The organism is Geofilum rhodophaeum (genome assembly GCF_002210225.1).
Classification (GTDB): domain Bacteria; phylum Bacteroidota; class Bacteroidia; order Bacteroidales; family Marinilabiliaceae; genus Geofilum; species Geofilum rhodophaeum.
On sequence record NZ_MWUJ01000009.1, the window covers coordinates 1 to 23,155 of the forward strand.

The following is a 23,155-nucleotide window of genomic DNA, read 5'->3' on the forward strand; positions in this document are numbered from 1 at the left end:
CCGGTTGTCCTTATGCACCCTTCACTGTGGCCAATTCGACTTTCAGGATGCTTTGTCATGCAAATCACGGCAATCCAGTCAGTTCAATATATTCGGGCAGTTTCTACCGAAACCCGATATGGGTCTGCCAAACTTCACTTTCCTACAACAACCGCAGGAATCCCGGTGTACTACTCTGCACGTACCTTTAAAAGACCTACCCACTGTCTGACCACTATCTTTACTTCACGAATCCCTGGTCAAAGACGCTTGGATTTATATTTTTTGTCTCGCGAAATCCTTCCGGCTGGGAATCAAGAAAAACACGTTCTGCGAATCAGTTATACATGCTGGGAATCCAAGGGCTAGACTACAACACATGTATAAACGCTATTGCGTTTAGGAGTATTATATGATCGTGAAAAAACGGGCGTAAGTGCCTGATGTAACGAGCATATAGACAATTTGGATATATTTGGTTAGTAGAAAATGTAGGCTTTTGGCACGACTTCGTCTTCCTCAGTCACATGGTGGCAGGGTTAGGGGGGCGTGAATCTTGAAAATTCAGAACACAATATTTGCATTATTTTTAACATTAACAATATTTAATAAAAAATTGTCATGGGCCCACAACTAATTGGCTTTAAACTCAATAGAATAAAACATGCTGTAAAACACCCCAGCAGTTGATGGCCAGGAAGAATAACTTACGTTTGCCTTCCTTTAGTTCTTCGGTCATACGATAAATATGAGCGGCTCTGGTTTCTTGCTTCTTCACAATGGTTATCCAGCAAATCCACTCATTGCGTTGAATCGATGTTAGTTTATTCCATCGATCAAGTAAAACGACATCTGCTTTTAACACCGTCCTTACGTCCTCTGGAACTTCGTGTAGTACACCAGAAAGTACATTATGGTCCAAGCTGTTTGTTGAATTCATTTTATCTGTTTTAAGATTTAAAACGAAACGACAGCATCAATCGAATTTTAGCTTGCTGTATATCTCGAGATCGATAAAGGTGCCGTCAGGCATCAGCTCTCCTGCCCTTTCAATGCCTTCGAATTTAAAGCCCAAGCGCTGAGGAATGCGCTTGCTGGGGACATTACCTACTGCACATTAATCTGAATCCGGTTTATAAGGCATAAGCACATAAGCGCTCCACCGACCGGCTTACAATGCCTTGTTTTTGATGATCTTTGGACAGCCAGTAGCCAATTTCGGTCTTTTGATTCAGTTTGTCTGTATCCTTATAACCAATTAAACCAATAAACTCCCCTCCTTTTCTAATGGCAAAAACCAATTCAAAGTGATCTGCGGGTGCGTTTACCACCGATTCAACAAAGCATTCAGAGTCGGACAGTTCACGCGTAAAGACCACAAAGGGCAGCCACTTTCCCAGGTAGTCTCGCTGACTGTCGATTGTTTCAAATATGGCCTTCGCATCCGCCCTTTCGAGTTGCGTCAGCTCAATATCGGCATCCACTTTAATAATTACTTGTTGCATTTATTTCTGGTTGTGTTCTACCCATATCAGGTCGGAAGTGTCGTAACCAATTTCCTCGGCGAGCTGCAAATACTGATCTTTGATTTCGTCAGGTACCGTGGTTTCCCGAGACAGGATCCACAGCAAGTCAAGGTCTTTTCCGGCAATAAGGGCATAGCGGTAATCCACATCGAGGGCTATTACGTTGTAGCCTGAATAGAATGGTCCGAAAAAGGATACTTTCAGCCGTGCTGTGGTTTCGTCTCCAACAAATTTGGCCTTGCCTATGGCCTGGGTCCATTCCTCTTTTACGGTGTTGTAACCTCTGTTTACAACCTTTATGCTGCCGTCCTCATTCAAGCTGTACTCGGCGGTGGTATTGTTCAGGTTCCGCTCAAATTTAAAGTCTTTCCGCGCTATCTCATACCAAAGTCCAAGGTAGCGCTCTTTTTCAAAGGGGCTTACCGGGTTCGCTCCTTTAGGTAACAGGGTTGGGAGTAAGATGTTTTTATTCAATCAAAATCGTTTGCAGGGCCCATTCGTTCAAAAGACCGGAGCCCAAAGCCCGGGTAAAAACGTAAACTTCTTTACCGCTTGCATTAGAGAAAACAAAATGGGGCTCGGCCGCATAAAACGCTCCGCCGCCTGAATTATCAAAGACCACATATTGCTCTAAAGCTATCTGGTAGCGAAATGTTAGGTTGTACGAATTGTAGACATACAAAAAAGGCTGGTTAACAGATTCCCACCCCTGGTTTCCGGCAATAATATATAGGTTGTTCTGGGCTTCTGAATGGTCTAAACCTACTACCTGTGTCGAACTATAATAGGAATTATCGTCTTCTGCAAAACGAATTTTTCCATTATAAAGCATGTCGTATTCTTGAATTTCAGAGGCTTTAAATACGTTGCCTGAGCGGGTAAAAATACGATTACCGTCTTGCGACATCCATAAATTGCCACGCACATCATAATCTCCATGATAGGGCGAATCGTACAGGTAGGCCGCAGTGCCATTTTGAATATCAAATTTTTCCAAATCAGACGGACTTAAACCATTATCAGCTGCGTACATGAACTTTCCGGAAGGATGCAGCTTGGCTTTTGTTCCTGCATAAATGGAGTATCCGGTATGGTGACTCTCCACTGGCTGAGCATCCTCAACATTGATGCAGCGAACGGTGGTGTGCTGATCCTGCTCGGGAAAAACATAGGTCCATCCGTTTGAAGCCAGCACAATATCTATTGCTTTACATGACACATTATGGGTACTAATAACTTCCCCGGTATGGAGATTCACGTAGCTTACCTGGGCATCGTGACCAACAACGGCTTTGGTGCCGTCTAGTGAGACGGCAACGCATGTTGGGATAAAAGCCAGGTTAATGTGATCGGTTTCTCTGGTCAGGGGGTCGTAAATATTCAACTTCAAATCACTGGTCACATACACCAATTTGTCGGTTGATTTTGAGTACTCCGCATCCACTACAACACTTGGCACCATCATTTTTTCTTCTTTAAAAAAATCTATAGAAACCGCTATAGTGTCTACCTTTTCATTTACCGTCAGGTAGATTTCTGATTGATGGGTGCCGGATGAGAGTTTATCCTGATTAAGGAGCACTGTTATACTGCCTTTTTCATATAAACCTACCGACCCACTTTCGTGAGATAAGCTTAACTTGTCATTGGAAACCGCTGCCTCAAAACTAAAGCCAACATTCCCTCCATTGACAATTTCGAGGGTTTGACTGTGGTCAAAAGCTGTAAAGTGGAGCGTTTCTGGAACAGTGTACAACAAATTTTCTCCAACAAATCCTTTTAAATAAACAGACTCTGAACCACTGGTTGACATAATCTCCATGGTGCCGGTGTATAGGCCGGGCGCTCGACCTTCCAGAAGAGAGGCCACTGCTATTTCCTCAACGTCGTTGTTAAAAGTTCCGGCTTCGGGGTATACAACCACCCAATCGGGATAGGAAACTACTTGAAACTCTCCTTCCGAGGCTGGTTTAGAAGAAACAAAGAGGGACTTCGTTTCGACCCCATTAAAAACAAGCGTGTCTGCCGAAAGAATTAACTCTGGCTCCATCCAGACTTTTTTCTCCTTTTCGCAACCTGCCATAATTAATACGACGATCGCAGCCACACTGCCTAAATTTCTGATTTTCATACCTGTCATTTATTAACTTTCTTAACTATCTTACAAACTAATTGGAACTGATTTCATCTAACCTTGAAAGCTCTGCAGCCTTTTGCAGCACTATTTTCTCATTGCCTTTTTTCACAATTTGATCAAAATAAGATTTGACTTTTGAATAATCGGCGGGTGCGTAAACCGTATTTTTGAAGTAATAATCGAAGGTAACCGTAAGCAAATTGCCATTAATGCTGGCGGAGTAGTTCAGGTCAAAAAGGCCGCTGCTTATGCGCTGACCGGCGGGCAGATAATCTACAGAATAGCCTTCAGGTATGGCTATGATGGACCTAAAAACTCTGCGTTTGGGATAGGTAATATCTACAGGGTAGGAACGCTCATTTTGCTTTAGGGGATTATCGGAGGTGGTTTCGCTTAAAAAGGGGGAGATATAGATTTTGTCGTTCACCAATTCGGGATGGGTCTTTAGCTGGTAATTCAACACATAGGGAAGCTCCCTGTCCAGCTGATTTTTAACTGCGATACTGGTGTCAATCACATCATAGCCTAATTTTTCCAGGCTTTTGGCAATAGTTTCCTGATCGCTGGTTTGGGCATTTCTATACTGCAGGGCATCGTACTCGGTGGCATATTTAGAAATGTCGACAAGCAGCTGCGCATCATTGGTTATTTCCAGGCTGAAATTGGTGGTAATGGAAGAGGGAAACAGGCATTCCAGGCCCATCCATTCCACCTGATCTTTTTGAACGATCAAGCCCTTTTCGTTGATACATCTGGATGGGATCCGATGGTTCAGACTCAGTACCTCGGTGGCATCGCTCAAGACTTTTTGCCCATCAACTATGGCCAGGATGATTACATAGTTAAAAAAATGAGTAAAGGGGTAATCGTAGGCGATTTTTCCATTGGATCGGGTGCTGAGGAGTACCGGTTTGGCCTCAATTCCAGAGGCATTGAGCAAACCTATGGCGAATAAATTGACATCTAAAACATTGCCAAATTTTTCTTCCACAAACTTCTTTGGTGATTTGCTCGCATACCTGCCATGCGTTTTATCCCAGTTGTAATTTTTCTTTACATGGTCTATGATAAAATTAAATTTGTCCATCTCATTATCAAACTGTTCTCCATCAAGGTCCATAACTTTCGCAGCAAGCTTCTCTGCGCCCTGAATGTACTTACCAAAATCCTTGTGTTTCAGCAATTCTTTATTCATTTCTTCCCAGGTGGTCATCACATCAACCTTCCCTCCTTCCGGATAATTGATTTTTGACAACTGAAAATCAATTTTCACGATGTAGTCGTTAATGGAAGTTATAAATTCCTCATTATCAAAGGCCGGAACCTCTTTCATCACGTAATTGTGGATCATATCCTGGAAAGTAACGGAACCAAACCGACGTTCCATACCTCTGCTCACAAACGACTTTTGTGAAGTAAAACTACTGGCTCCTTGCAACAGAAAAGTGTACTCATAAAAGGGAATCATTTCTACCTGATATTCGCTGTGAATTACGGGGATGCGCCATTGAAACTCCCAGTCGCGCAAATTAAACATATACTGAGAGTTAATCTTATACCGATATTCTATGATGGTCCCTTCTTTAACGTTGGGAACGGCAAACTTTTTAACATTCCAGTAGTTGTTTACTTTCTCCTCATACACGTTGGATAAATCGAGCGGGGTTTTGTTGATTATACCGTTTTCATAATTGTAGGCATAGGCTTCAATTTCCGAAACAGTTTCATAAATACCACCTTCCTGATAAAAGAGGATCTCAACCTGAGCCCATTCATTTCCGGCTTCGGACAGTACTTTTATACGTGTGCTCCGTTCAAAAACAACGTCGAAGGACCGATCGTTATTAACAAAATAGGAGCGTCCGATATCAAACAGTACTACAGCATGAGCATCTTTATCCTTTGGGTAGGTCTTAAGCTCAATTTCGTCTTTGCCAAGTTTACCAAATTCATTGATGTACTGTTGTCCCTGGATACTGAAGTGCACGATCAGGCACAAAAAGAGCAGGGATGGCGTCTTCATTTTCATAATAATGGTATGTTTTTTTGGAAGGATAAAATGGTGCTGTTTTCGACGGTCAAAATTTGTCTGTAAAAATCGTAAAACGCGGCATATTCTGATTTTGGATATAAGCCGGCGTTAATAAGCAGGCTTTTTACAACTTTGATGCTTTGTCCGTCTTCCAGTATTTCCAACTGGTACTCGCCGTATCTGGAAGACAGCGCCACATCTTTGCTGCCGGGGTTAAGCGAATAACCATGAGGCAGTTCGTAAACAAGGGTGTCGGTTTCATAAATGGGATGGTCTATTTGTACGGGCAGACTTCGGTATTGCGGCTTTTCAAAGGCTGGCAATGCAAAGGCTATATTGCTGAGCAGGATGTCGTTGCCGTAATGCTTGTAAACCTGCTGGGAACGGACGTTGTATCGCATGGTAATGCTTGCAGAATCCCTATCGGGCTTATCGATTTGGTAATCGACCAGATGAAAACCCTCGGGGACAACAAAATTTCGAACTATACGCGCTTTATCGGTTTCATTATATCCGGTGGCCAGGTGCAGAATACGCTCGTAATCGGCTCCCCGTAAGTGGCTTTCAAAAGATAAATGTGCTTCTTTTGGATCATAGGAAATGGCTACATTTCTAGAAACAAGTACATCTTCGGGTTGAAGGGCGGGAATTCTTAGAAAGTGGCTTTTGTTGTCATCGACAACAAAAGCATCCCGATTTTGGATAAAAGTACCGATATAATTCAGGGGCGTTTTGCTTGTACAATCTATCCAAAGGTCACCCTCCTCGTGCGGAACATACAAAATGGCATGATTGAATTGTTGGGAAGGAAACTCTTTTTCAATTTCGTCGTTGGGACTCCCGGCATATACCTTGGCGTAATAAGCGGGAATTTGAACAAAATCCAATAGGGCTTTGAAGTAATTGGTGAGGGCTTTACAATCGCCATACTTGTTGTGCGCAACGTAACTGGCCGGATAAGGTTTTAATCCGCCGGTTTCTATGGTGACGTTTATGTAACGTGTTTCATCCTGAAGATAGTGGTACAGGATTTTAATTTGTTCTTTTACATCGCTTACATCCTGTATCATCCCTTGAATTCGCTCCTTTTCGAAAGCTGGCAGTTCATTCAGGTTACGGAGCAAATCAAATTGCCAATGGCCATAGCTCGCCCAATCTTTAAAGGAACCGTTCCTTTCAAAATTGAAATCGACGGGAACAATTGCGACGGAGGGCAGCAGCTCAGGCATCGGAGGTGACAGCACCTCCGATTTAATTAACTCCTTATAGCTGGCACGCCAATGATAAGTAAGGCGGTTGCCCAGTGTATCCACCTTAAAATCATCTACCTGCTGGTTTTGAAAACTTAGCCTGTAATCCCGTGGCACCGATACATGCAAATCGGCGGCGAGTGTGGGTACACCCTGATGAATGACGGGCATCCAATAAGTAAGGTAAAGAAAATCAGACTGTTTTATTTGATAGGAATAGACGATGGTGTAGGGATAAGTATTGTGCTTTAAGGTGAACGACTGAACAGATTCATCCTCATACAACGAAAAGTCAGATATGGAGCTCCTTGTGGTCAGGTCAGACTTTTTGAGCTTCTTAACCACGCGTCCCCCGGCATCTTTAATGTAGGCGTCAATCTTGCTTAGTTTGTTGAGACTCGAATATGGAATCTCTACCTGGGTAAACCGCTCTCCGCCCCTGTTGTTAATGCGTATTTCGTAAGTAATATTTTTGATCAGGCTGCCCCTATCGACTTCAATGGAAGTATTAGCATAAAGCACCTCAGCATCGTAATGCTGAGCAAACACTGGAATACATAGGGCAAGAAACAAACAAATGGTCGAAAACTTTATCATCGGGGGCAAGACTAATATTTAGGGTTGCGCATAAACAACTTAACGGGGACTAAAGCGCCAGCTTTAGACCGAAACTCCAGTAGGCTGGATTGAAATTGACGAGAAACGAAGCGCTATCGGTTTCCCAGTCAGGTATGGAGTAGGCAATGCCACCTAAGCCCAGACTTAAGCCTAATTTGGGGGTAATAAAATACGTAAGCTCAGGATAAAGTGTGGTCACAAAGAGATCGCTGCTGTTGGAGTTCTCAGCAGTCCTGAATTCGGAACTGGATGACCAGGAAATGGACTGAAAGGCCATAAAAGTACTGTATTCACTTGAAATATTACCATAGGCCAGTTTCAGGTTAGTACTCAAATACAAACGATCTATAATCGGTGCATAATAGCCTGCAAAAACACTGGGCATAAGACTGCTCGAGGTCAATTCCATAAGCTCCGCAGATATGGTCTCGCCCATAAAAACCTGGGATGAGCGGTCTTCAACACTTCGATAATAGTCCAGTCCGGCCCCTACCACAAAATTGTCTCGTAGGGCCAGACCGAGAGATACACCCAAATTCAGGTTTTTGGCCTTACTCTGGGTATGGTTGGTGGTGGGACCGTTGTCATTTAGCGATTTTTGGTAGTTGCCTTCTGCACTTAATAGGACCGCTCCTTTTTGCAGTTGGGCATAAAAAGGCATGGTACAGCAAAGCACAAGTAGGGTTACAGCAAGCTTTTTCATTTTGGGCATTACTTAGGTTTAAGAATTTAGCTCAACAGGGTGTAGAACAACCTTTGGGGATGTTGGCGCGTAGGCGTATGGCGGCACTACTTATTTGTTGTAGTACTGCATGGCTTCGGGTAAGGCTCGTTGTAGGTCCTGAATGCGCTTTTGGTGGGTGGGGTGGGTACTCAAAAAAGGAATACTGCCTCCTCCTCCACTCATCTCGGCCATACGACTCCAAAAGGCAACAGCGGTAGAAGGATCGTAACCGGCCATGGCCATAAAAATGAGCCCCAAACGATCGGCTTCTGTCTCATGGGTGCGTGAGTAAGGCAAAATCACTCCCACCTGGGTGGCTACCCCAAAGGCGGTTTGCGCCATAGCCTGCGTTTGCTCGGGTTTTTCTGACAGCAAAACACTCAAAGTGGTACCGGCCAGTTCGGTGGCTACCTGCTGACTCATACGCTCGCTGCCGTGTTTGGCCACGGCGTGGGCTATTTCGTGGCCCATCACAACGGCCACGCCATTGGCATCCTGGGCAATGGGCATAATGCCTTCGTAAAACACCACTTTGCCACCGGGCATGCACCAGGCGTTGGGGGTATCGTCGGCAACGAGGTTAAACTCCCACTGAAAGTGAGCAATGGCATCGGACAAACCCTTTTCAGCAAAGTAACGCTCAACGGCGGCGGCAATGTTTTGCCCCACCTCTTTAACCATGGCAGTTTGGGCTTTGTTGGTCGACAAGGGATTTTCCTGCAAAAACTGACTGTACTGGCTAAAGGCCATTGCGGTGACTTCAGAATCGGAGACGAGACTGATTTGACGACGCCCGGTAATGGGCACAACGGAGCAGGCGGTGATAATAAGGGCTGTAACAAGCAGTAAAACACCTGCAATTTTGTAAGGCAGCGTGAGCTTTTTCATTGGGTGCTGTATTAGAGTTGGTTTCTGACTTTAAATCAAGGTATGAAAATAAGAAAATTTAGTTTCAAAAAGCTAATTTCGCCGCGCATATTTTAATTGGCGGCATGGAGCAGTACCGGAAGGATTTGATTCACTTGCACATTATTGTGTTCATCTATGGTTTTACAGCCATCTTGGGACGTTTGATTGGACTCCATGCAAGCGATTTGGTGTGGTACCGGGTGCTTATCGCCTTTGTTTCGCTGGGTGCACTTATGATTTACCGCAAGGTATCGTGGCAACTGCCGCGCATTTCCATTATAAAGCTGATTGGGGTGGGCTTTATTGTAGCGCTGCACTGGGTAAGCTTTTTTCATGCCATAAAAATTGCCAACATCTCGGTTGCACTGGGTTGCCTGGCAACCACCACCTTATTTACCAGCTTTTTGGAACCTTTGGTACTGCGGCGACGCATTTCTAAACTTGAGATTTTTGTGGGGGTACTTATTATTATTGGTTTGTACACCATCTTTCAATTTGAGGCCCACTATTTGGCAGGCATTGTAACGGGACTGGTATCGGCCTTTCTGGCGGCATTGTTTACGGTGCTCAATAAATATTTTATTCGCGACCACCATCCCCTGGCCATCAGTTTTTATGAGATGGGGGGTGGACTGCTCATTATGAGCTTATATGTCCTTTTGAAGCATGCTGAAGGGGCCCCCTTCCCGCTTCCACAGGGAATGGATTATGTTTATTTGTTGGTATTGGGGACGATATGTACCGCCTATGCCTACATGGCGAGCGTTAAGGTTATGCAGTCGCTCTCGGCCTATACGGTGGTACTCACAGTTAACCTGGAACCGGTGTACGGCATTTTAATGGCTTTTATTCTTTTTGGCGAGTCGGAACAAATGTCGGGCGGCTTTTATGCGGGAACTCTAATGATATTGGGTGCGGTACTGCTCTTTCCGGTACTGCGGCGACGTAAGATTTTGCACTAAATTGCCTATTTTTACCCGAATAATTCAAACAACAGGCACTATGCAGCGATTAACAAGGATTCTGGGGCTCGCACAAATATATCAATTGTACCAATGGATGGTGGGTGCGCACAAGTATTCGCGTCTTTTTGCTGAGCGCTACATTCAGTACCAAGTCGGCCAAAAGATATTGGACATCGGCTGCGGTCCGGCCGACATCCTTAAGTACCTCCCTAAAGACGTGGATTATACAGGTATTGATTTGAGTGAAGATTACATTATAAATGCGCGCAAAGCACATCCCCACCAACGCTTTATATGCGCCAATGTGGCCGAAACGCTTCCCTTGGATAAGGAACTTTTCGACACCGTGTTTTTTATTGGGGTTCAGCACCACCTGACCGATGCCGAGATGGAGGCAACGTTGCGCTTTGCCTGGTCGAAGGTAAAATCAGGCGGCCGCCTGTTGTCGCTTGAGCCGGTACGTCTGCCGGGCCAGGGGCGTCTGGAAAGGTGGTTTATGGACAACGATCGTGGAAAACACATTCGTACGGCCGAACATTACCGACAAATTTCTGAAAAAGTGCAGAAGGGAGGCAGTCAAACCATACTGAAAAACACCATGAATATTCCCTTTACCATTATCATCAGCGAATCGATTAAAGCTTAGGCGTCTCTTCTTCAATCAGGAAACGCGGCCTTTGCTTAACTTCCAGAAATATTTTGCCTACATACTCGCCAATCAGTCCCAGACAAATCATATTGATGCCCGAGAAAAGGGTTATGATGAGTAACATCGATGTCCACCCCGCAATGGTATTGCCACTGAGATAGGCAATAAGCACCCAAAAGGCGATGAGCAGGGAAAGGATAAACATGCCGATGCCCATCCAGGTAACAAAACGCAGCAAAGAGGTGTTGAAGGAGGTAACCCCCTGCCAGGCAAAACTGGCCATTTTACGAAAGGGGTATTTGGTTTCGCCCAGCTGCCGCGGGGCTCTCGAGTAATACACCACCTCGCTGCGGTAGCCCATCAGTGGGAAAATGCCTCTCAAAAACAGGTTGACTTCGTTAAAGCGTTGCAAACCTTCAATCACCGTGCGATCGGCCAAACGAAAATCGGCATGGTTGTAAACCGTTTTGACCTTTAAAAAACGCAACAAACGATAAAAGAATTGAGCGCTTTGACGTTTCCAAAAACTGTCGCTTTGCCGGCTCTCCCTTACACCATAAACAATTTTGGCTCCGGCCACATACTTCTCCACCATATCCTCTATCACCTCCACATCGTCCTGCAAATCGGCATCAATGGTCAGCAGACAATCGGCAGCACCCACCTGTGTAAAGAGTCCGGCCAACAGTGCATTCTGGTGACCAAAGTTCGACGAGAGTTTAAGACCCTTGATGTTGGGATCCGCCAGGGCAAATTCCTTAATGAGGGTCCAGGTGTTGTCGCTGCTGCCGTCATCAACCAAACAAATAAAACTGTTGGCCGCCACCCTGGAGCGGGCCACCAAAGCCTTCAACCTATGCATTAATTCCTTAACGCTCAAAGGCAAAACAGCGGATTCGTTGTAACAGGGAACAATAATGGCTAAGGTAGGTGTGCTTTTTGTCATGGCGCTATTTTCTGGTTACGAAGGAGGCTGATGAAAACGGGCCCTTTACTAAAGACTTCAACCGGCTCCCACAACTCCCGGTTTTCCAACTCATCAATCAGGTCATCCGACAGATTCGAAAGGTTCGAATAAATGAAGTAGGCTTTATCATGGTCTTGACCAATACGTAAATCCCTGTCCTTAAGATCCACGTAGCGCTGATTACCTGAAAACAGGAAACCACCCCCCACCTGCTCCTCGTCAATATGGTTTTGCTCCAGATAAGTCAGTAATTGCTCGCGAAGGGTATAATAGGGCGTGTGCGCCAGAGTTGCATCCCAGGCGACGGATACCCTGGAAGGATAAACCCAGGCGTGTCCGCCTACAAAAAGGAGTCCCACAACCAGTGCGAAGGTCTGGATGCGCCTGGTGCACCAAAGGCGCTCGGCCGCGACAAAGACGAGCAGTCCCAACACCAAAGTAATGCCCATATAATAACGCGAGCCAATGACCAGCACCGTAGAAAGTGCAAAATACAAAAAGAGCAAGATCAGTCCCCCCACCAATACCACCAACGGCAGTTCTTTTTTGCCTATCAGGGAGGTACGTCGTTTGTAGGCCTGCGTTATGAGGACTAAAGCACTAAGCCAAAGGGCAAAACGTCCATTTTCGAGGAGTCTGAGTCCAAATGCTGCGAAGTTTTTAAGGTAGGCCATAAGGCCCTGAGGCGATTGCCAGCCCTCCGACCAGGGCGAATCGGCCTGGTTCAGAAACCAACCGTTATTAAGCAGGTACAGACCAATGTAGAGTCCGTAAATGCTGTAGGCGGGGACAAAAGGCAGAGCCGTGCGCCACAGCATTTTTACACCAAGCGGAGTGCCCTCAGTAAGATGTTTGTGCAGCACGGCAAAAAGATAAACAAAAGGACCGGCCAACATGCCCCGGCCATTGATCAGCACCAAAAACAGCAGGGCCATGCTGGTCAGCCCCCTGCGCCTGTTTACAATGCCGTACAAAGCCATGACAAGGGCAGTGAGCAAAATGACATCGGGCGAAGCGATCGCAATTTGCGTGAGCAGGGTAGATTCGAGCAACAAAACCAATAGTGCCCAACCGGCTACGCGGGGTGAAAGATAGCAGCGAAACAACTTATGGGTAAACAAGACCAGTAAAACGGACCAAAACCCAATAAATACATGGGACACCCACAAATGCTGACCCAAAACCATCCACAATCCGGCAGTCATCATCCCAATAAGCGGGAAATGATAAGCGGTTCCGGTTATTTCTTCTCCATCGGAAAAACCCGGCAACCAAAAAGAGCTGAATTGCTGTTGATAAAACCAATGTGCCTCTCTGGAAGTTTGCTGCACATTGTCCCAAAAGTAAACCCCATTCAGATGGCTGATCACCAAAACCAGGTAAACCAGCAGAACGGGAACCGCAAACAGCAAAAAATCTTGATGGCGCTTAAAAAAAGGGGCCCGGGTCAACTGCTTCATAAGCACAAATTTAAACCCCCTTATCCCGGGCAGCCTTCAGTTGCTCGAGGGCTTGCTGAATGAGGGCACGGGGACTGGCCACGTTCAGGCGCATGAAACCGCGCCCCTCGTTGCCGAAGGTGAGTCCGTCGTTGAGTCCCAAACCGGCCTGTTCTACCATAAATTTCTTCAGGTCGTTTTGCTTCATGTCCCAGGCACGGAAATCGAGCCACAACAAATAAGTCGCTTCGGGCAAGTGCATTTTTACTTCGGGCAAGTGCGCCTTTAAAAAGTCGGCCACCAGGGTGATGTTGCCTTCGAGATAGCTGCGCAATTCATCAAGCCAGTCTTCCGACTCGTTGTAAGCGGCCTCCAGGGCGGTGGCACCCAATACGTTGCCCATGTGCAGGTGCAAACCAAAAATTTGCTTGCGCATGGCTTTCAGCAGCTCAGCGTTGGTTACTACCAGGTAGGCGGTGCTGTAACCGGCCAGGTTAAAGGTCTTGCTGGGCGCCATGCAGGTCACCGTTATGTCGGCAATCTCGGGCGAAAGCGTGGCCAGCGGACGGTGTACGTGACCAAAAAGGGTCAAGTCGCAGTGTATTTCGTCGGAGATGATGACGACGCCGTGCTTGACACAAATTTCACCCATGCGCTGCAGCTCTTCGGGGGTCCATACCCGACCCACGGGATTGTGGGGGTGGCAGAGCAAAAAGAGTTTGTTTTCGGGTTGGGCACACACCTCCTCAAAATGGGCAAAATCTATTTCGTAGTAGTTGTCCGCATTGGCCTTAAGGGGATTCTCCACCACCTTGCGATCAAAATCGCGCACCACACCAAAAAACGGCGGGTACACGGGAGGCTGTACAATAACGCCTTCGCCGGGTTGGGTAAAGGCTTGTACGGCCAGACCGAGACTGGGCACTACGCCGGGGGTGAACTCGATCCACTCCTGCGCTATTTCCCAATTGTGCCGGCGCTTGTTCCAGCGTTGAATGGCCTCGAAAAAGGTGGTGGGACGCACGGTGTAGCCATAAATGGGGTGCTCCATGCGCTGCTTCAGTGCCTTTTGTATGGCCGGTGCTGCAGCAAAGTCCATATCGGCCACCCAAAGGGGCAGCACATCGTTGGTGCCAAAGAGCAAAGAGCGTTTTTCCAGTTTTAAGGCCCGGGTGCCTTCCCTATCGATGATTTGGTCGAATTGAGACATGAAATATTTTTTTTTAAAAGCTGTTGTACACTTGACGGATGCCGTCTTCGAGCTGGATGCGGGCTTTCCAGCCGAGCTGGGCCAGGCGCGATACATCCATAAGTTTTTGGTAGGTGCCGTCGGGTTTGTCGCTGTCCCAACTCAGACTGCCCTCAAAACCGACCACTTTCTTGACCACCTGGGCCAGTTCGGCAATCGACAAATCGGTGCCCGAACCGATGTTGATGTGGGTGTTGCGGACTTCTTTCAGTCCCCGCTCCTGAACAATGTCGTTAAAACTAATATTCTGCATGACAAAAACCACTGCTTCGGCCAAATCGTCGCTGTGCAGAAACTCGCGACGGGGGGTGCCGCTGCCCCAAAGCCGAATATCTACCTGCAGGTTTTCGTTGGTGAAAATACCAAAGGCTTCGAGCTCCTGGGTCAACTGCTTTTCGCTGGAGGCGGCCGACAGCCCTTTTAGGGGGCGCTCCTCAAGATCGATGCGAATGCCGTTCCAGTCCTCCTCCATGATGAGTTTGCCCAAGTGCATTTTACGGATTAACGCGGGCAATACGTGCGAATTATACAGGTTGTAGTTGTCGTTGGGCCCATACAGGTTGGTGGGCATCACCGAAATAAAATCGGTATTGTACTGCAGGTTGTAGGCCTCACACATCTTCATGCCGGCAATTTTGGCAATGGCGTAGGGCTCGTTGGTGTATTCGAGGGGGCCGGTCAACAGGGCTTCTTCGGTCATGGGCTGGGCACATTCCTTGGGATAGATGCACGAGCTGCCCAAAAACAAAAGCTTCTTCACCCCGCTTTTCCAGGCAGAATGAATGATGTTGTTCTGAATTTGCAGGTTCTCATAAAGAAAGTCGGCCCGATAAGTATTGTTGGCCATGATGCCGCCAACCTTGGCGGCGGCCAAAAAGACAAATTCCGGCTTTTCTTCTTCGAACCAGGCGGCAACAGCAGCCTGATCGAGCAAATCGAGCTGCTGACGGTCGGCCGTCAGCAGGTGCTTGTAACCCTGGCGGTGTAAATGTCGGTAAATGGCCGAACCTACGAGTCCTTTGTGGCCGGCAATAAATATCCTGCTGGTCTTGTTCATTGTATATGGGATTTACTCAAAATAATTCATTACCTGGTAACCGCCGTCCTTCAAATAGCGGTCCTTTTGCATCAGCTTGAGGTCCGAAGCCATCATGTCTTCGACCAGGGCCTGCAAGTCGTACTTAGGCTCCCAACCCAGCTGTTTTTTGGCCTTGGAGGGGTCGCCGATGAGCAGTTCCACTTCGGTGGGACGGAAATAGCGGGGATCGACCTCTACCACGCACTTGTCCTTCAGGTGCGCGTAAGCGGCATTGCCGACACCCACTATCCAGCCCTTCTCGTCCACGCCCTTGCCGCGGAATTCCACTTCGCAACCCAGCCAGGCAAAGGCCATGCGGACAAACTCGCGGACTTCGGTAGTAATTCCGGTGGCCACCACGTAGTCTTCGGGCTTATCCTGCTGCAAAATCAGGTACATGGCTTTCACATAGTCCTTGGCGTGACCCCAGTCGCGCTGGGCCGACAAGTTGCCCAAATACAATTTCTCCTGCATGCCCAGCGCAATGCGCGATACGGCACGGGTAATTTTGCGGGTTACGAAAGTCTCGCCCCGGATGGGCGATTCGTGGTTAAAAAGGATGCCGTTGCAGGCATACATGTTGTAGGCCTCCCGGTAGTTAACGGTAATCCAGTACCCATAAAGCTTGGCTACGGCATAGGGCGAGCGCGGATAGAAGGGCGTGGTCTCGCTTTGCGGAACCTCTTGCACCAATCCGTACAACTCGCTGGTAGAAGCCTGGTAAAAGCGGGTCTTTTGGGTGAGCCCCAAAAGACGAATGGCCTCTAAAAAGCGCAGGGTGCCAATGCCGTCGGCATTGGCGGTGTACTCGGGGGTATCAAAACTTACCCCTACGTGCGACATGGCGGCCAAATTGTAAATTTCATCGGGCTGCGTTTCCTGAATGATGCGAATCAGGTTGGTCGAGTCGGTCAAATCCCCATAATGCAGGGTAAAATTCCTGTTCTCGGTATGCGGATCCTGATAAATGTGATCGATGCGGTCGGTATTAAAGAGCGACGAACGTCGCTTAATGCCGTGTACGATATAGCCTTTCTTAAGGAGAAACTCCGAAAGGTAGGCGCCGTCCTGACCGGTTACCCCGGTGATGAGTGCTGTCTTTGCCATAGCTGCTTGTGCTGGTTGTATGAATTCTGCTTTATTTCAAATTGTTCCAATACCATGTGATGGCCGACTTTAAGCCATCCTGGAAGTAGTGGGTGGGCGCATAGCCCAACAGGGATTTTATCTTGTCGATGGAGGCCAGGGAATGCGGCACGTCGCCAAGGCGTTCGGGACCGTAATCGGGCTCCAGGCGGGCAATTTCAGGATCGAAGGCACTCAGGAGTGTGCGCAGGTGCCCAAACAGTTCGTTGAGGGTACTGCGCTCCCCGCAGGCCACATTGTAAACCGTATTCACCGCATCGGCACGGTCGATGGTGGCTGCCCTTTCGTTGGCCTGAACCACATTGGCTACATAGGTAAAATCGCGCGAGAAACTGCCGTCGCCATTGATGCGCGGCCGCTCGTGGGCAATGAGCGCCTTAACAAAAAGAGGAATAACCGCGGCATAGGCGCCATTGGGATCCTGGCGGGGACCAAAAACGTTGAAGTAACGCAGTCCCACCAGCTCCATTTTGTAAGTCCTGGCAAACACCGAGGCATAGAGCTCGTTCACGTATTTGGTGACCGCATAAGGCGAAAGGGGCTGACCAATGCGCTCCTCCACCTTGGGCAGCTCGGTACTGTCGCCATAGGTAGAACTGCTGGCCGCATAAACCAAACGCTTAACGCCGGCATCGCGGGCCGCCACCAACATATTCAAGAAACCGCTCACATTGACCTCATTGCTGGTAAGGGGATCGTTGATAGAACGGGGAACCGAACCCAGGGCTGCCTCATGCAGTACAATGTCGATGCCCTCAGTAGCACGACGACAAGTTGCCAAATCGCGAATGTCGCCCTCTATAAGGCTAAAGTCGGGGTTGTTGAGATGCGCCGCCAGATTCTCCCGTTTGCCGGTGGCAAAGTTATCGAGACAAACCACCCGGTTGTTTTGCCCCAGCAACTTATCTATGATGTTGGAACCAATAAAGCCGGCACCGCCGGTTACCAGCACCGCTTTGTTACTTATAATCCCCATTTTTTGAAGTCTTTCCGACAAAAATAAGAATATATATCCTTGCAGCAAGTAAAAAAAGAGGAGAAGCTACTCCCCTTAGTTGAAAAAAGTCCCGCCAGAGTGGCGGGACTTTTTGGTCAAGAATCGGGGTTTCCTGATTGGTAAAAATTTAACATTTGTTTACTTATACAACAAAAAGACACAAAGGTTACTGAACCGGCATGAAAATAACGGGCGCCAACAAAAAAAAACTGCCGGAACTAAAAGTTCCGACAGTCTTTCCGGTTAATTTAATATTTGGGCCCTTCCCTACTTGGCAAAACTGATGGCCCTGGTTTCACGAATTACGGTGATCTTTACCTGACCGGGATAAGTCATCTCGGTCTGGATTTTCTTGGCAATATCGTAAGACAATGCTTCTGCATCTTTGTCGCTGACTTTTTCGCTGCCCACAATAACGCGCAACTCACGGCCGGCCTGAATGGCGTAGGTCTTGAGTACACCGGGGTAATTGAGTGCCAGATTCTCCAAATCTTTCAAACGCTTGATGTAGGCTTCTACAATTTCTCTGCGGGCACCGGGACGGGCACCTGAAATGGCGTCACACACCTGAATGATGGGGGCAATCATGGTGGTCATTTCCACCTCGTCGTGGTGAGCACCAATGGCGTTGCAAATATCTGGCTTCTCCTTGTACTTTTCGGCCAGCTTCATACCCAAAATGGCGTGTGGCAATTCCGGATCCTCATCCGATACCTTACCAATATCGTGCAACAGTCCCGCCCGTTTGGCGCGCTTCGCATTCAAGCCCAACTCAGAAGCCATAAGGGCACAGAAATTAGCGACTTCGCGACTGTGCTGCAAGAGATTCTGGCCGTAGGACGAACGGTACTTCATTTTACCCACCAGCTTAATCAACTCGGGGTGCAGACCGTGTACGCCAAGGTCGATGGCGGTACGTTTACCGGTTTCAATGACTTCTTCTTCGACCTGCTTCTTCACCTTGTTCACCACTTCCTCAATACGGGCAGGGTGAATGCGGCCGTCGGTCACCAATTGGTGCAAGGCCAAACGGGCAATTTCCCGGCGCATGGGATCGAAGGCCGAAAGCACAATGGCTTCAGGGGTATCGTCCACCACAATCTCAACACCGGTTGCTGCTTCCAGGGCACGGATGTTTCGGCCCTCACGACCAATGATGCGGCCCTTGATCTCGTCCGAATCGATGTGGAAAATGGTTACGGCATTTTCGATGGCCGTTTCGGTAGCCACCCGCTGAACCGTGTTCAGCACAATGCGTTTGGCTTCCTTGTTGGCGTTGATTTTGGCTTCGTCCATAATGTCGTTGATGTACGACATGGCTTCGGTCTTGGCTTCAGCCTTAAGCGATTCCATCAACATTTCCTTTGCCTCATCGGCCGACATGCCCGAAATAGCTTCCAAATGCTCTACCTGTTGTTTGTGCATGCGCTCCAACTCTTCAGATTTGCGCTCCACCAATTCCAACTGCACATCCAGATTCTCACGAACAGTATCTACCTCTTTCTTCTTACGCTGATACTCTTCGTAACGCTGCGAAAGGGCAGTCTCCTTCTGCTTAACCTTGCTCTCCAGGGCCAGCATTTTGGCATTCCGGCTGTTGATTTCCTTTTCATGTTCTGCTTTAAGTTGCAGAAACTTTTCCTTGGCCTGTAATATTTTATCTTTTCGAATGACTTCGGCTTCTGCCTCCGCCTCCTTTACGATCTTCTGAGAGCGGGATTTTAAGGCCTGCGTAATGATGACCCAGGCCACCAGACCGCCCAGAAAAAAGGCCAATACACCTATTAGTATTTCCATTTGGTTGCTAGTTTAGTACATGTTATATAATAAAAAACGCATCCTCCTCCTGGCATAAAATGCTTATTAACTGCTGCTTAACAACAGTTAATTCAGGAAAAAAATGCGGGACTCTTCTTTAAATAAGTATTACTCCTCCTTCAACAGGCTTTCCAGCTTCTGATCCAAAAGGGCTACAGCATTGACCAGGGGACCGGCATCCTGATTGTTCTCCATTTCCAGCACCTTAATAACATACTGTAAGGCAGCCATGGCCAAAAAATCCTGAACATCCTTGTCGTTGTAACGCTGCTTGTATTGTAAAACTTTATCGTTAATAAGCTTGGCCGCCTTGCGAATGCGCTCTTCATCACCACGATCTACCCGAAGTGGATAATAGCGATCAGCGACATTAACACGTATAGAAAGTTTTTCGTCCATCTAAAAGCCTCTTAACGATTCAACAGGGCAATACACTTATCAATTTCCCGCACTATTTGATTAATCCGCAACTTGGTGTCCCGAACATCTTCGGTAGAAGCCTCCAACGTTCTGGCTACCTTCAACTTATTAAAGCTCTCCTCAAGCTTTTGATAAGAAGCCGAACTCTGGTCCAATTGTTCCGTTAAAAGTGCCACCTGGTTTCTCAAGAGTTTACTCTCCTCTTTTTCAGCCCGGTAGCGCTCAACCAACCGATCAATCTTTTCCTCTAAATTAACAATTAAGTCGCTATTTGGATCAATCATGATTACATTATTCCCTTACAAAATTAACATTGGTTTTAAAATTAAAAAAAAAATGTTGACTTCTTTTCATGATATTTATTGGCTCCTCATCTGAGTGCAGCCAAAAAAGAGGTCAATAATACCCGCAATATAAAGCAAATACCCCACATTGCAGCTGAATAAAAAAATTAACTTTGCAACAACAATTATTTTTTTTGGACAGATTGAATCAGACAGACAAAAAGTGGCTGCCGGTCTCGGTTAAGGAAATGCAGCAAATTGGCTGGGAACAACCCGACGTCATTCTATTTTCGGGCGATGCCTATGTCGACCATCCGGCCTTTGGGGCTGCAGTAATCGGTCGCACCCTCGAAGCAGAGGGCCTGAAGGTGGTTATAGTGCCGCAACCCAATTGGCAGGACGACCTCAGGGATTTCAGAAAGTTTGGGACTCCGCGCTTATTTTTTGCGGTCTCGGCCGGCAATATGGATTCCATGGTGAACCATTATACCGCCAACAGGCGCAGACGCTCCGACGATGCCTATACCCCCGGCGGTAAAGCAGGCATGCGTCCCGATTACGCCGCATCGGTCTACACCAAAATTCTCAAAGAACTGTATCCCGACGTCCCGGTAGTACTGGGTGGCATTGAAGCCTCCCTGCGCCGCCTGACCCACTACGATTACTGGCAGGACGAACTGAAACCGGGCATCATGGCCTGGTCGGGTGCCGATTTGCTGATTTACGGGATGGGCGAACAGCCCCTGCGCGAATTGGTGCGTTTGCTCGGGCGCGGGGTGCCCTTTGCGTCGCTGACCACCCTGGCGCAGACCGTGGTAATGCAGTCGGCCGCTCAGCCCCTGCCCGCCCATAAAAAGTGGATCACCATCGAGCTGAACAGTCACGAAGCTTGTCTGGACGACAAGCTCAAATATGCCGCCAATTTCAAACACATCGAACAGGAATCGAACAGCTTGAATGCCGCGCGTCTTACCCAGCGATGGCAGGAGCAGGTAATGATCGTAAATCCGCCCTACCCGCCGGTTGCAGAGCGGGAACTCGACAGGAGTTACGACTTGCCCTACACCCGTTTGCCGCACCCGAAGTACCGCAACAAGGGCCCCATTCCGGCCTACGAAATGATCAAACACTCCATTATTCTGCACCGGGGGTGCTTTGGAGGCTGCAGTTTTTGTACCATATCGGCCCATCAGGGCAAATTCATTTCGTCACGCTCGGTGGCTTCCATAGTGCGGGAGGCGGAGCAGGTAACGCAAATGGACGATTTTAAGGGTTACTTGTCCGACCTGGGGGGCCCCAGTGCCAATATGTACCGGATGCAGGGGCGCGATCTGGAGCTTTGTAAGCCCTGCAAGCGACCGTCTTGTATATTTCCCTCTGTTTGTAGCAACTTAAATACTTCACACGAAGCTTTACTTGAAGTATACCAAAAAGTGGATGCCCTGCCGGGCATGAAAAAATCCTTTGTGGGCAGTGGAATTCGTTACGATATGCTGTTGAACGATAAGGCCTCGGAAGCCGAAAAACAATCGCACCAACGTTACCTGCGTGAACTCATTCAAAAGCACGTATCGGGCCGTCTTAAAGTGGCTCCGGAACACACTTCCGACCAGGTATTGAAAGTCATGCGCAAGCCCTCTTTCAGTCTGTTTAAAACCTTCAAAAAGGAGTTTGAGCGCATCAATGCGGCGGCGGGACTCAAACAACAGCTCATCCCCTATTTTATTTCGAGTCACCCTGCCTCGGGCGAAAAGGAAATGGCCGAACTGGCGGTGGAGACCAAGCAGTTGAACTTCAACCTGGAGCAGGTGCAGGATTTTACGCCTACGCCCATGACGGTGGCTACAGTGATTTATTACTCAGGCCATCACCCCTATACGCTTAAACCCGTATATACGGCTCGCACCCGGGACGAAAAGCAAAACCAGTGGGCCTTTTTCTTCTGGCACCAACGCGAGAAGCAGGAACAAATTCGCAAAACACTGATAAAAAACGGCTTGGAGCATTTGGTTCCGGTATTACTCGAAGGCCGGGGCGACCCTAAAACACAACAACAGGTCAAAAGGACAAAAAAAGCAACTCCCCGCTCGGGAGACTCCTCTTCCAGGAAGCAAACCCCAAAAGGGGAAAACAAGTTCTCCGGAACAAAAAATAGGGAGACCTTCAAAAAGCGTCGTAAATAAAAAGTATCTTTAATCGTATCCATAAATTCAAAACCATGAAAAAAGCATTCTTTACTCTGGCTATAATCGGATTACTTTCAAGCTCTTGCACAGAATTACTTCAAGTTGTGGAAGCGATTGATTCCGAGCGCCCCCTTACGCAGACGGAGGTGGTGAGTGGCTTACGTCAGGCCTTGCAGGTGGGCAGCGATTCGGCTGCAGGTACCCTGGCACGACTCAATGGCTATTACGGTGATCAGGCGGTTAAGATTTTGCTGCCGCCCGAGGCGGCGGTGATTACCGACAACCTGCACCGGATTCCGGGGGGCGAGAAACTCCTGGAAGATGTCATTTTACGCATCAACAGAGCCGCCGAAGACGCCGCCAGGGAAGCGGCACCGGTTTTTGTTTCTGCCATACGCCAAATGACCATTCAGGACGGTTTTGCCATCCTGCGTGGAGGGCAGGATGCAGCTACTTCGTATCTGCGTTCGACCACCTACGACCAGTTGTTTGCGCTGTACCAGCCCAAATTGAAGACTTCGCTGGACAAGAAGTTGGTGGGCAACATTTCTACCAATGAGTCGTGGGAGACCCTAACGGGACAGTGGAACCGTCTGGCAGGTTCGCTGGCGGGACAAATTGCGGGACTCAACAAGGTGGAGGTGCAGTTGGATGCCTACCTGACCGACAGGGCCCTGGATGGTTTGTTTTTAAAGCTGGCTGAGGAAGAAGAAAAAATCAGAACGGAACCGGCAGCAAGGGTCACGGCCTTACTGCAGCGGGTTTTTGGCAGTCAGAACTAA

At 47.9% G+C, this 23,155-nt stretch carries 21 protein-coding genes; 4 read left to right on the forward strand and 17 right to left on the reverse strand.

What is annotated here, in order from left to right:
• Positions 1-628: 628 nt before the first annotated feature.
• The 8 genes from B4W65_RS09545 to B4W65_RS09580 all read right to left on the reverse strand — a co-directional run bounded on the left by B4W65_RS09545 (position 629) and on the right by B4W65_RS09580 (position 9,154).
• Positions 629-919: a YdeI/OmpD-associated family protein gene (locus B4W65_RS09545; RefSeq protein WP_088654930.1), complete on the reverse strand. Its 291-nt coding sequence runs from the start codon at positions 917-919 to the stop codon at positions 629-631.
• A gap of 193 nt (positions 920-1,112) precedes the next feature.
• Positions 1,113-1,484 (reverse strand): GNAT family N-acetyltransferase, encoded by a 372-nt coding sequence (locus B4W65_RS09550; RefSeq protein ID WP_205741252.1) that lies wholly within the window; start codon positions 1,482-1,484, stop codon positions 1,113-1,115.
• Positions 1,485-1,979, reverse strand: a complete 495-nt coding sequence (locus tag B4W65_RS09555; protein WP_088654931.1) for a lipocalin family protein — start codon at positions 1,977-1,979, stop codon at positions 1,485-1,487.
• A complete protein-coding gene (locus tag B4W65_RS09560; RefSeq protein ID WP_146697768.1) occupies positions 1,972-3,636 on the reverse strand; it encodes a hypothetical protein in 1,665 nt (554 codons plus the stop codon). The genes B4W65_RS09555 and B4W65_RS09560 overlap by 8 nt, the downstream gene beginning before the upstream one ends.
• Before the next feature lie 37 nt (positions 3,637-3,673).
• Positions 3,674-5,671, reverse strand: a complete 1,998-nt coding sequence (locus B4W65_RS09565; RefSeq protein ID WP_088654933.1) for a DUF3857 domain-containing protein — start codon at positions 5,669-5,671, stop codon at positions 3,674-3,676.
• Positions 5,668-7,521, reverse strand: a complete 1,854-nt coding sequence (locus tag B4W65_RS09570; RefSeq protein WP_088654934.1) for a DUF3857 domain-containing protein — start codon at positions 7,519-7,521, stop codon at positions 5,668-5,670. The genes B4W65_RS09565 and B4W65_RS09570 overlap by 4 nt, the downstream gene beginning before the upstream one ends.
• Before the next feature lie 49 nt (positions 7,522-7,570).
• Positions 7,571-8,245, reverse strand: a complete 675-nt coding sequence (locus tag B4W65_RS09575; protein WP_158522824.1) for an outer membrane beta-barrel protein — start codon at positions 8,243-8,245, stop codon at positions 7,571-7,573.
• Between the two features lie 90 nt (positions 8,246-8,335).
• Positions 8,336-9,154 (reverse strand): M48 family metallopeptidase, encoded by an 819-nt coding sequence (locus B4W65_RS09580; RefSeq protein WP_088654936.1) that lies wholly within the window; start codon positions 9,152-9,154, stop codon positions 8,336-8,338.
• A gap of 104 nt (positions 9,155-9,258) precedes the next feature.
• Between B4W65_RS09580 and B4W65_RS09585 the strand changes: the two genes are divergently transcribed.
• The gene (locus tag B4W65_RS09585) at positions 9,259-10,137 is read left to right on the forward strand and encodes a DMT family transporter (protein WP_088654937.1); all 879 of its coding nucleotides are present in this window, start codon (positions 9,259-9,261) and stop codon (positions 10,135-10,137) included.
• Positions 10,138-10,177: 40 nt separating this feature from the next.
• Positions 10,178-10,786 carry a class I SAM-dependent methyltransferase gene (locus tag B4W65_RS09590; RefSeq protein ID WP_088654938.1) on the forward strand — a complete coding sequence of 203 codons (609 nt, stop codon included), beginning with the start codon at positions 10,178-10,180 and terminating at the stop codon, positions 10,784-10,786.
• Here B4W65_RS09590 and B4W65_RS09595 read toward each other — a convergent pair.
• From B4W65_RS09595 to B4W65_RS09640, 9 genes are all read right to left on the reverse strand, one after another.
• Positions 10,776-11,735 carry a glycosyltransferase family 2 protein gene (locus tag B4W65_RS09595; RefSeq protein WP_088654939.1) on the reverse strand — a complete coding sequence of 320 codons (960 nt, stop codon included), beginning with the start codon at positions 11,733-11,735 and terminating at the stop codon, positions 10,776-10,778. The two genes, B4W65_RS09590 and B4W65_RS09595, sit on opposite strands and share 11 nt — an antisense overlap.
• Positions 11,732-13,216: a hypothetical protein gene (locus tag B4W65_RS09600; protein WP_088654940.1), complete on the reverse strand. Its 1,485-nt coding sequence runs from the start codon at positions 13,214-13,216 to the stop codon at positions 11,732-11,734. Before B4W65_RS09600 ends, B4W65_RS09595 begins: the two co-directional genes overlap by 4 nt.
• Positions 13,217-13,226: 10 nt before the next feature.
• Positions 13,227-14,405: a MalY/PatB family protein gene (locus B4W65_RS09605; RefSeq protein WP_088654941.1), complete on the reverse strand. Its 1,179-nt coding sequence runs from the start codon at positions 14,403-14,405 to the stop codon at positions 13,227-13,229.
• Positions 14,406-14,418: 13 nt separating this feature from the next.
• On the reverse strand, positions 14,419-15,501 hold the full coding sequence (locus B4W65_RS09610; RefSeq protein ID WP_088654942.1) for a GDP-L-fucose synthase family protein: 1,083 nt from the start codon (positions 15,499-15,501) through the stop codon (positions 14,419-14,421).
• A gap of 12 nt (positions 15,502-15,513) precedes the next feature.
• On the reverse strand, positions 15,514-16,629 hold the full coding sequence (gene gmd / locus B4W65_RS09615) for a GDP-mannose 4,6-dehydratase (RefSeq protein ID WP_088654943.1): 1,116 nt from the start codon (positions 16,627-16,629) through the stop codon (positions 15,514-15,516).
• 31 nt (positions 16,630-16,660) lie between these two features.
• Positions 16,661-17,644, reverse strand: a complete 984-nt coding sequence (locus tag B4W65_RS09620) for an SDR family oxidoreductase (RefSeq protein ID WP_088654944.1) — start codon at positions 17,642-17,644, stop codon at positions 16,661-16,663.
• A gap of 288 nt (positions 17,645-17,932) precedes the next feature.
• Entirely contained in the window at positions 17,933-19,462 is a 1,530-nt protein-coding gene (gene rny / locus B4W65_RS09630) for a ribonuclease Y (RefSeq protein WP_088654946.1), read from the reverse strand.
• Between the two features lie 129 nt (positions 19,463-19,591).
• Positions 19,592-19,882, reverse strand: a complete 291-nt coding sequence (locus tag B4W65_RS09635; protein ID WP_088654947.1) for a cell division protein ZapA — start codon at positions 19,880-19,882, stop codon at positions 19,592-19,594.
• 11 nt (positions 19,883-19,893) lie between these two features.
• Positions 19,894-20,187 carry a hypothetical protein gene (locus tag B4W65_RS09640; protein ID WP_088654948.1) on the reverse strand — a complete coding sequence of 98 codons (294 nt, stop codon included), beginning with the start codon at positions 20,185-20,187 and terminating at the stop codon, positions 19,894-19,896.
• A 194-nt stretch (positions 20,188-20,381) separates the two neighbouring features.
• Between B4W65_RS09640 and B4W65_RS09645 the strand changes: the two genes are divergently transcribed.
• A complete protein-coding gene (locus B4W65_RS09645; RefSeq protein ID WP_240509535.1) occupies positions 20,382-22,370 on the forward strand; it encodes a YgiQ family radical SAM protein in 1,989 nt (662 codons plus the stop codon).
• 35 nt (positions 22,371-22,405) lie between these two features.
• Positions 22,406-23,155 (forward strand): DUF4197 domain-containing protein, encoded by a 750-nt coding sequence (locus B4W65_RS09650; protein ID WP_088654949.1) that lies wholly within the window; start codon positions 22,406-22,408, stop codon positions 23,153-23,155.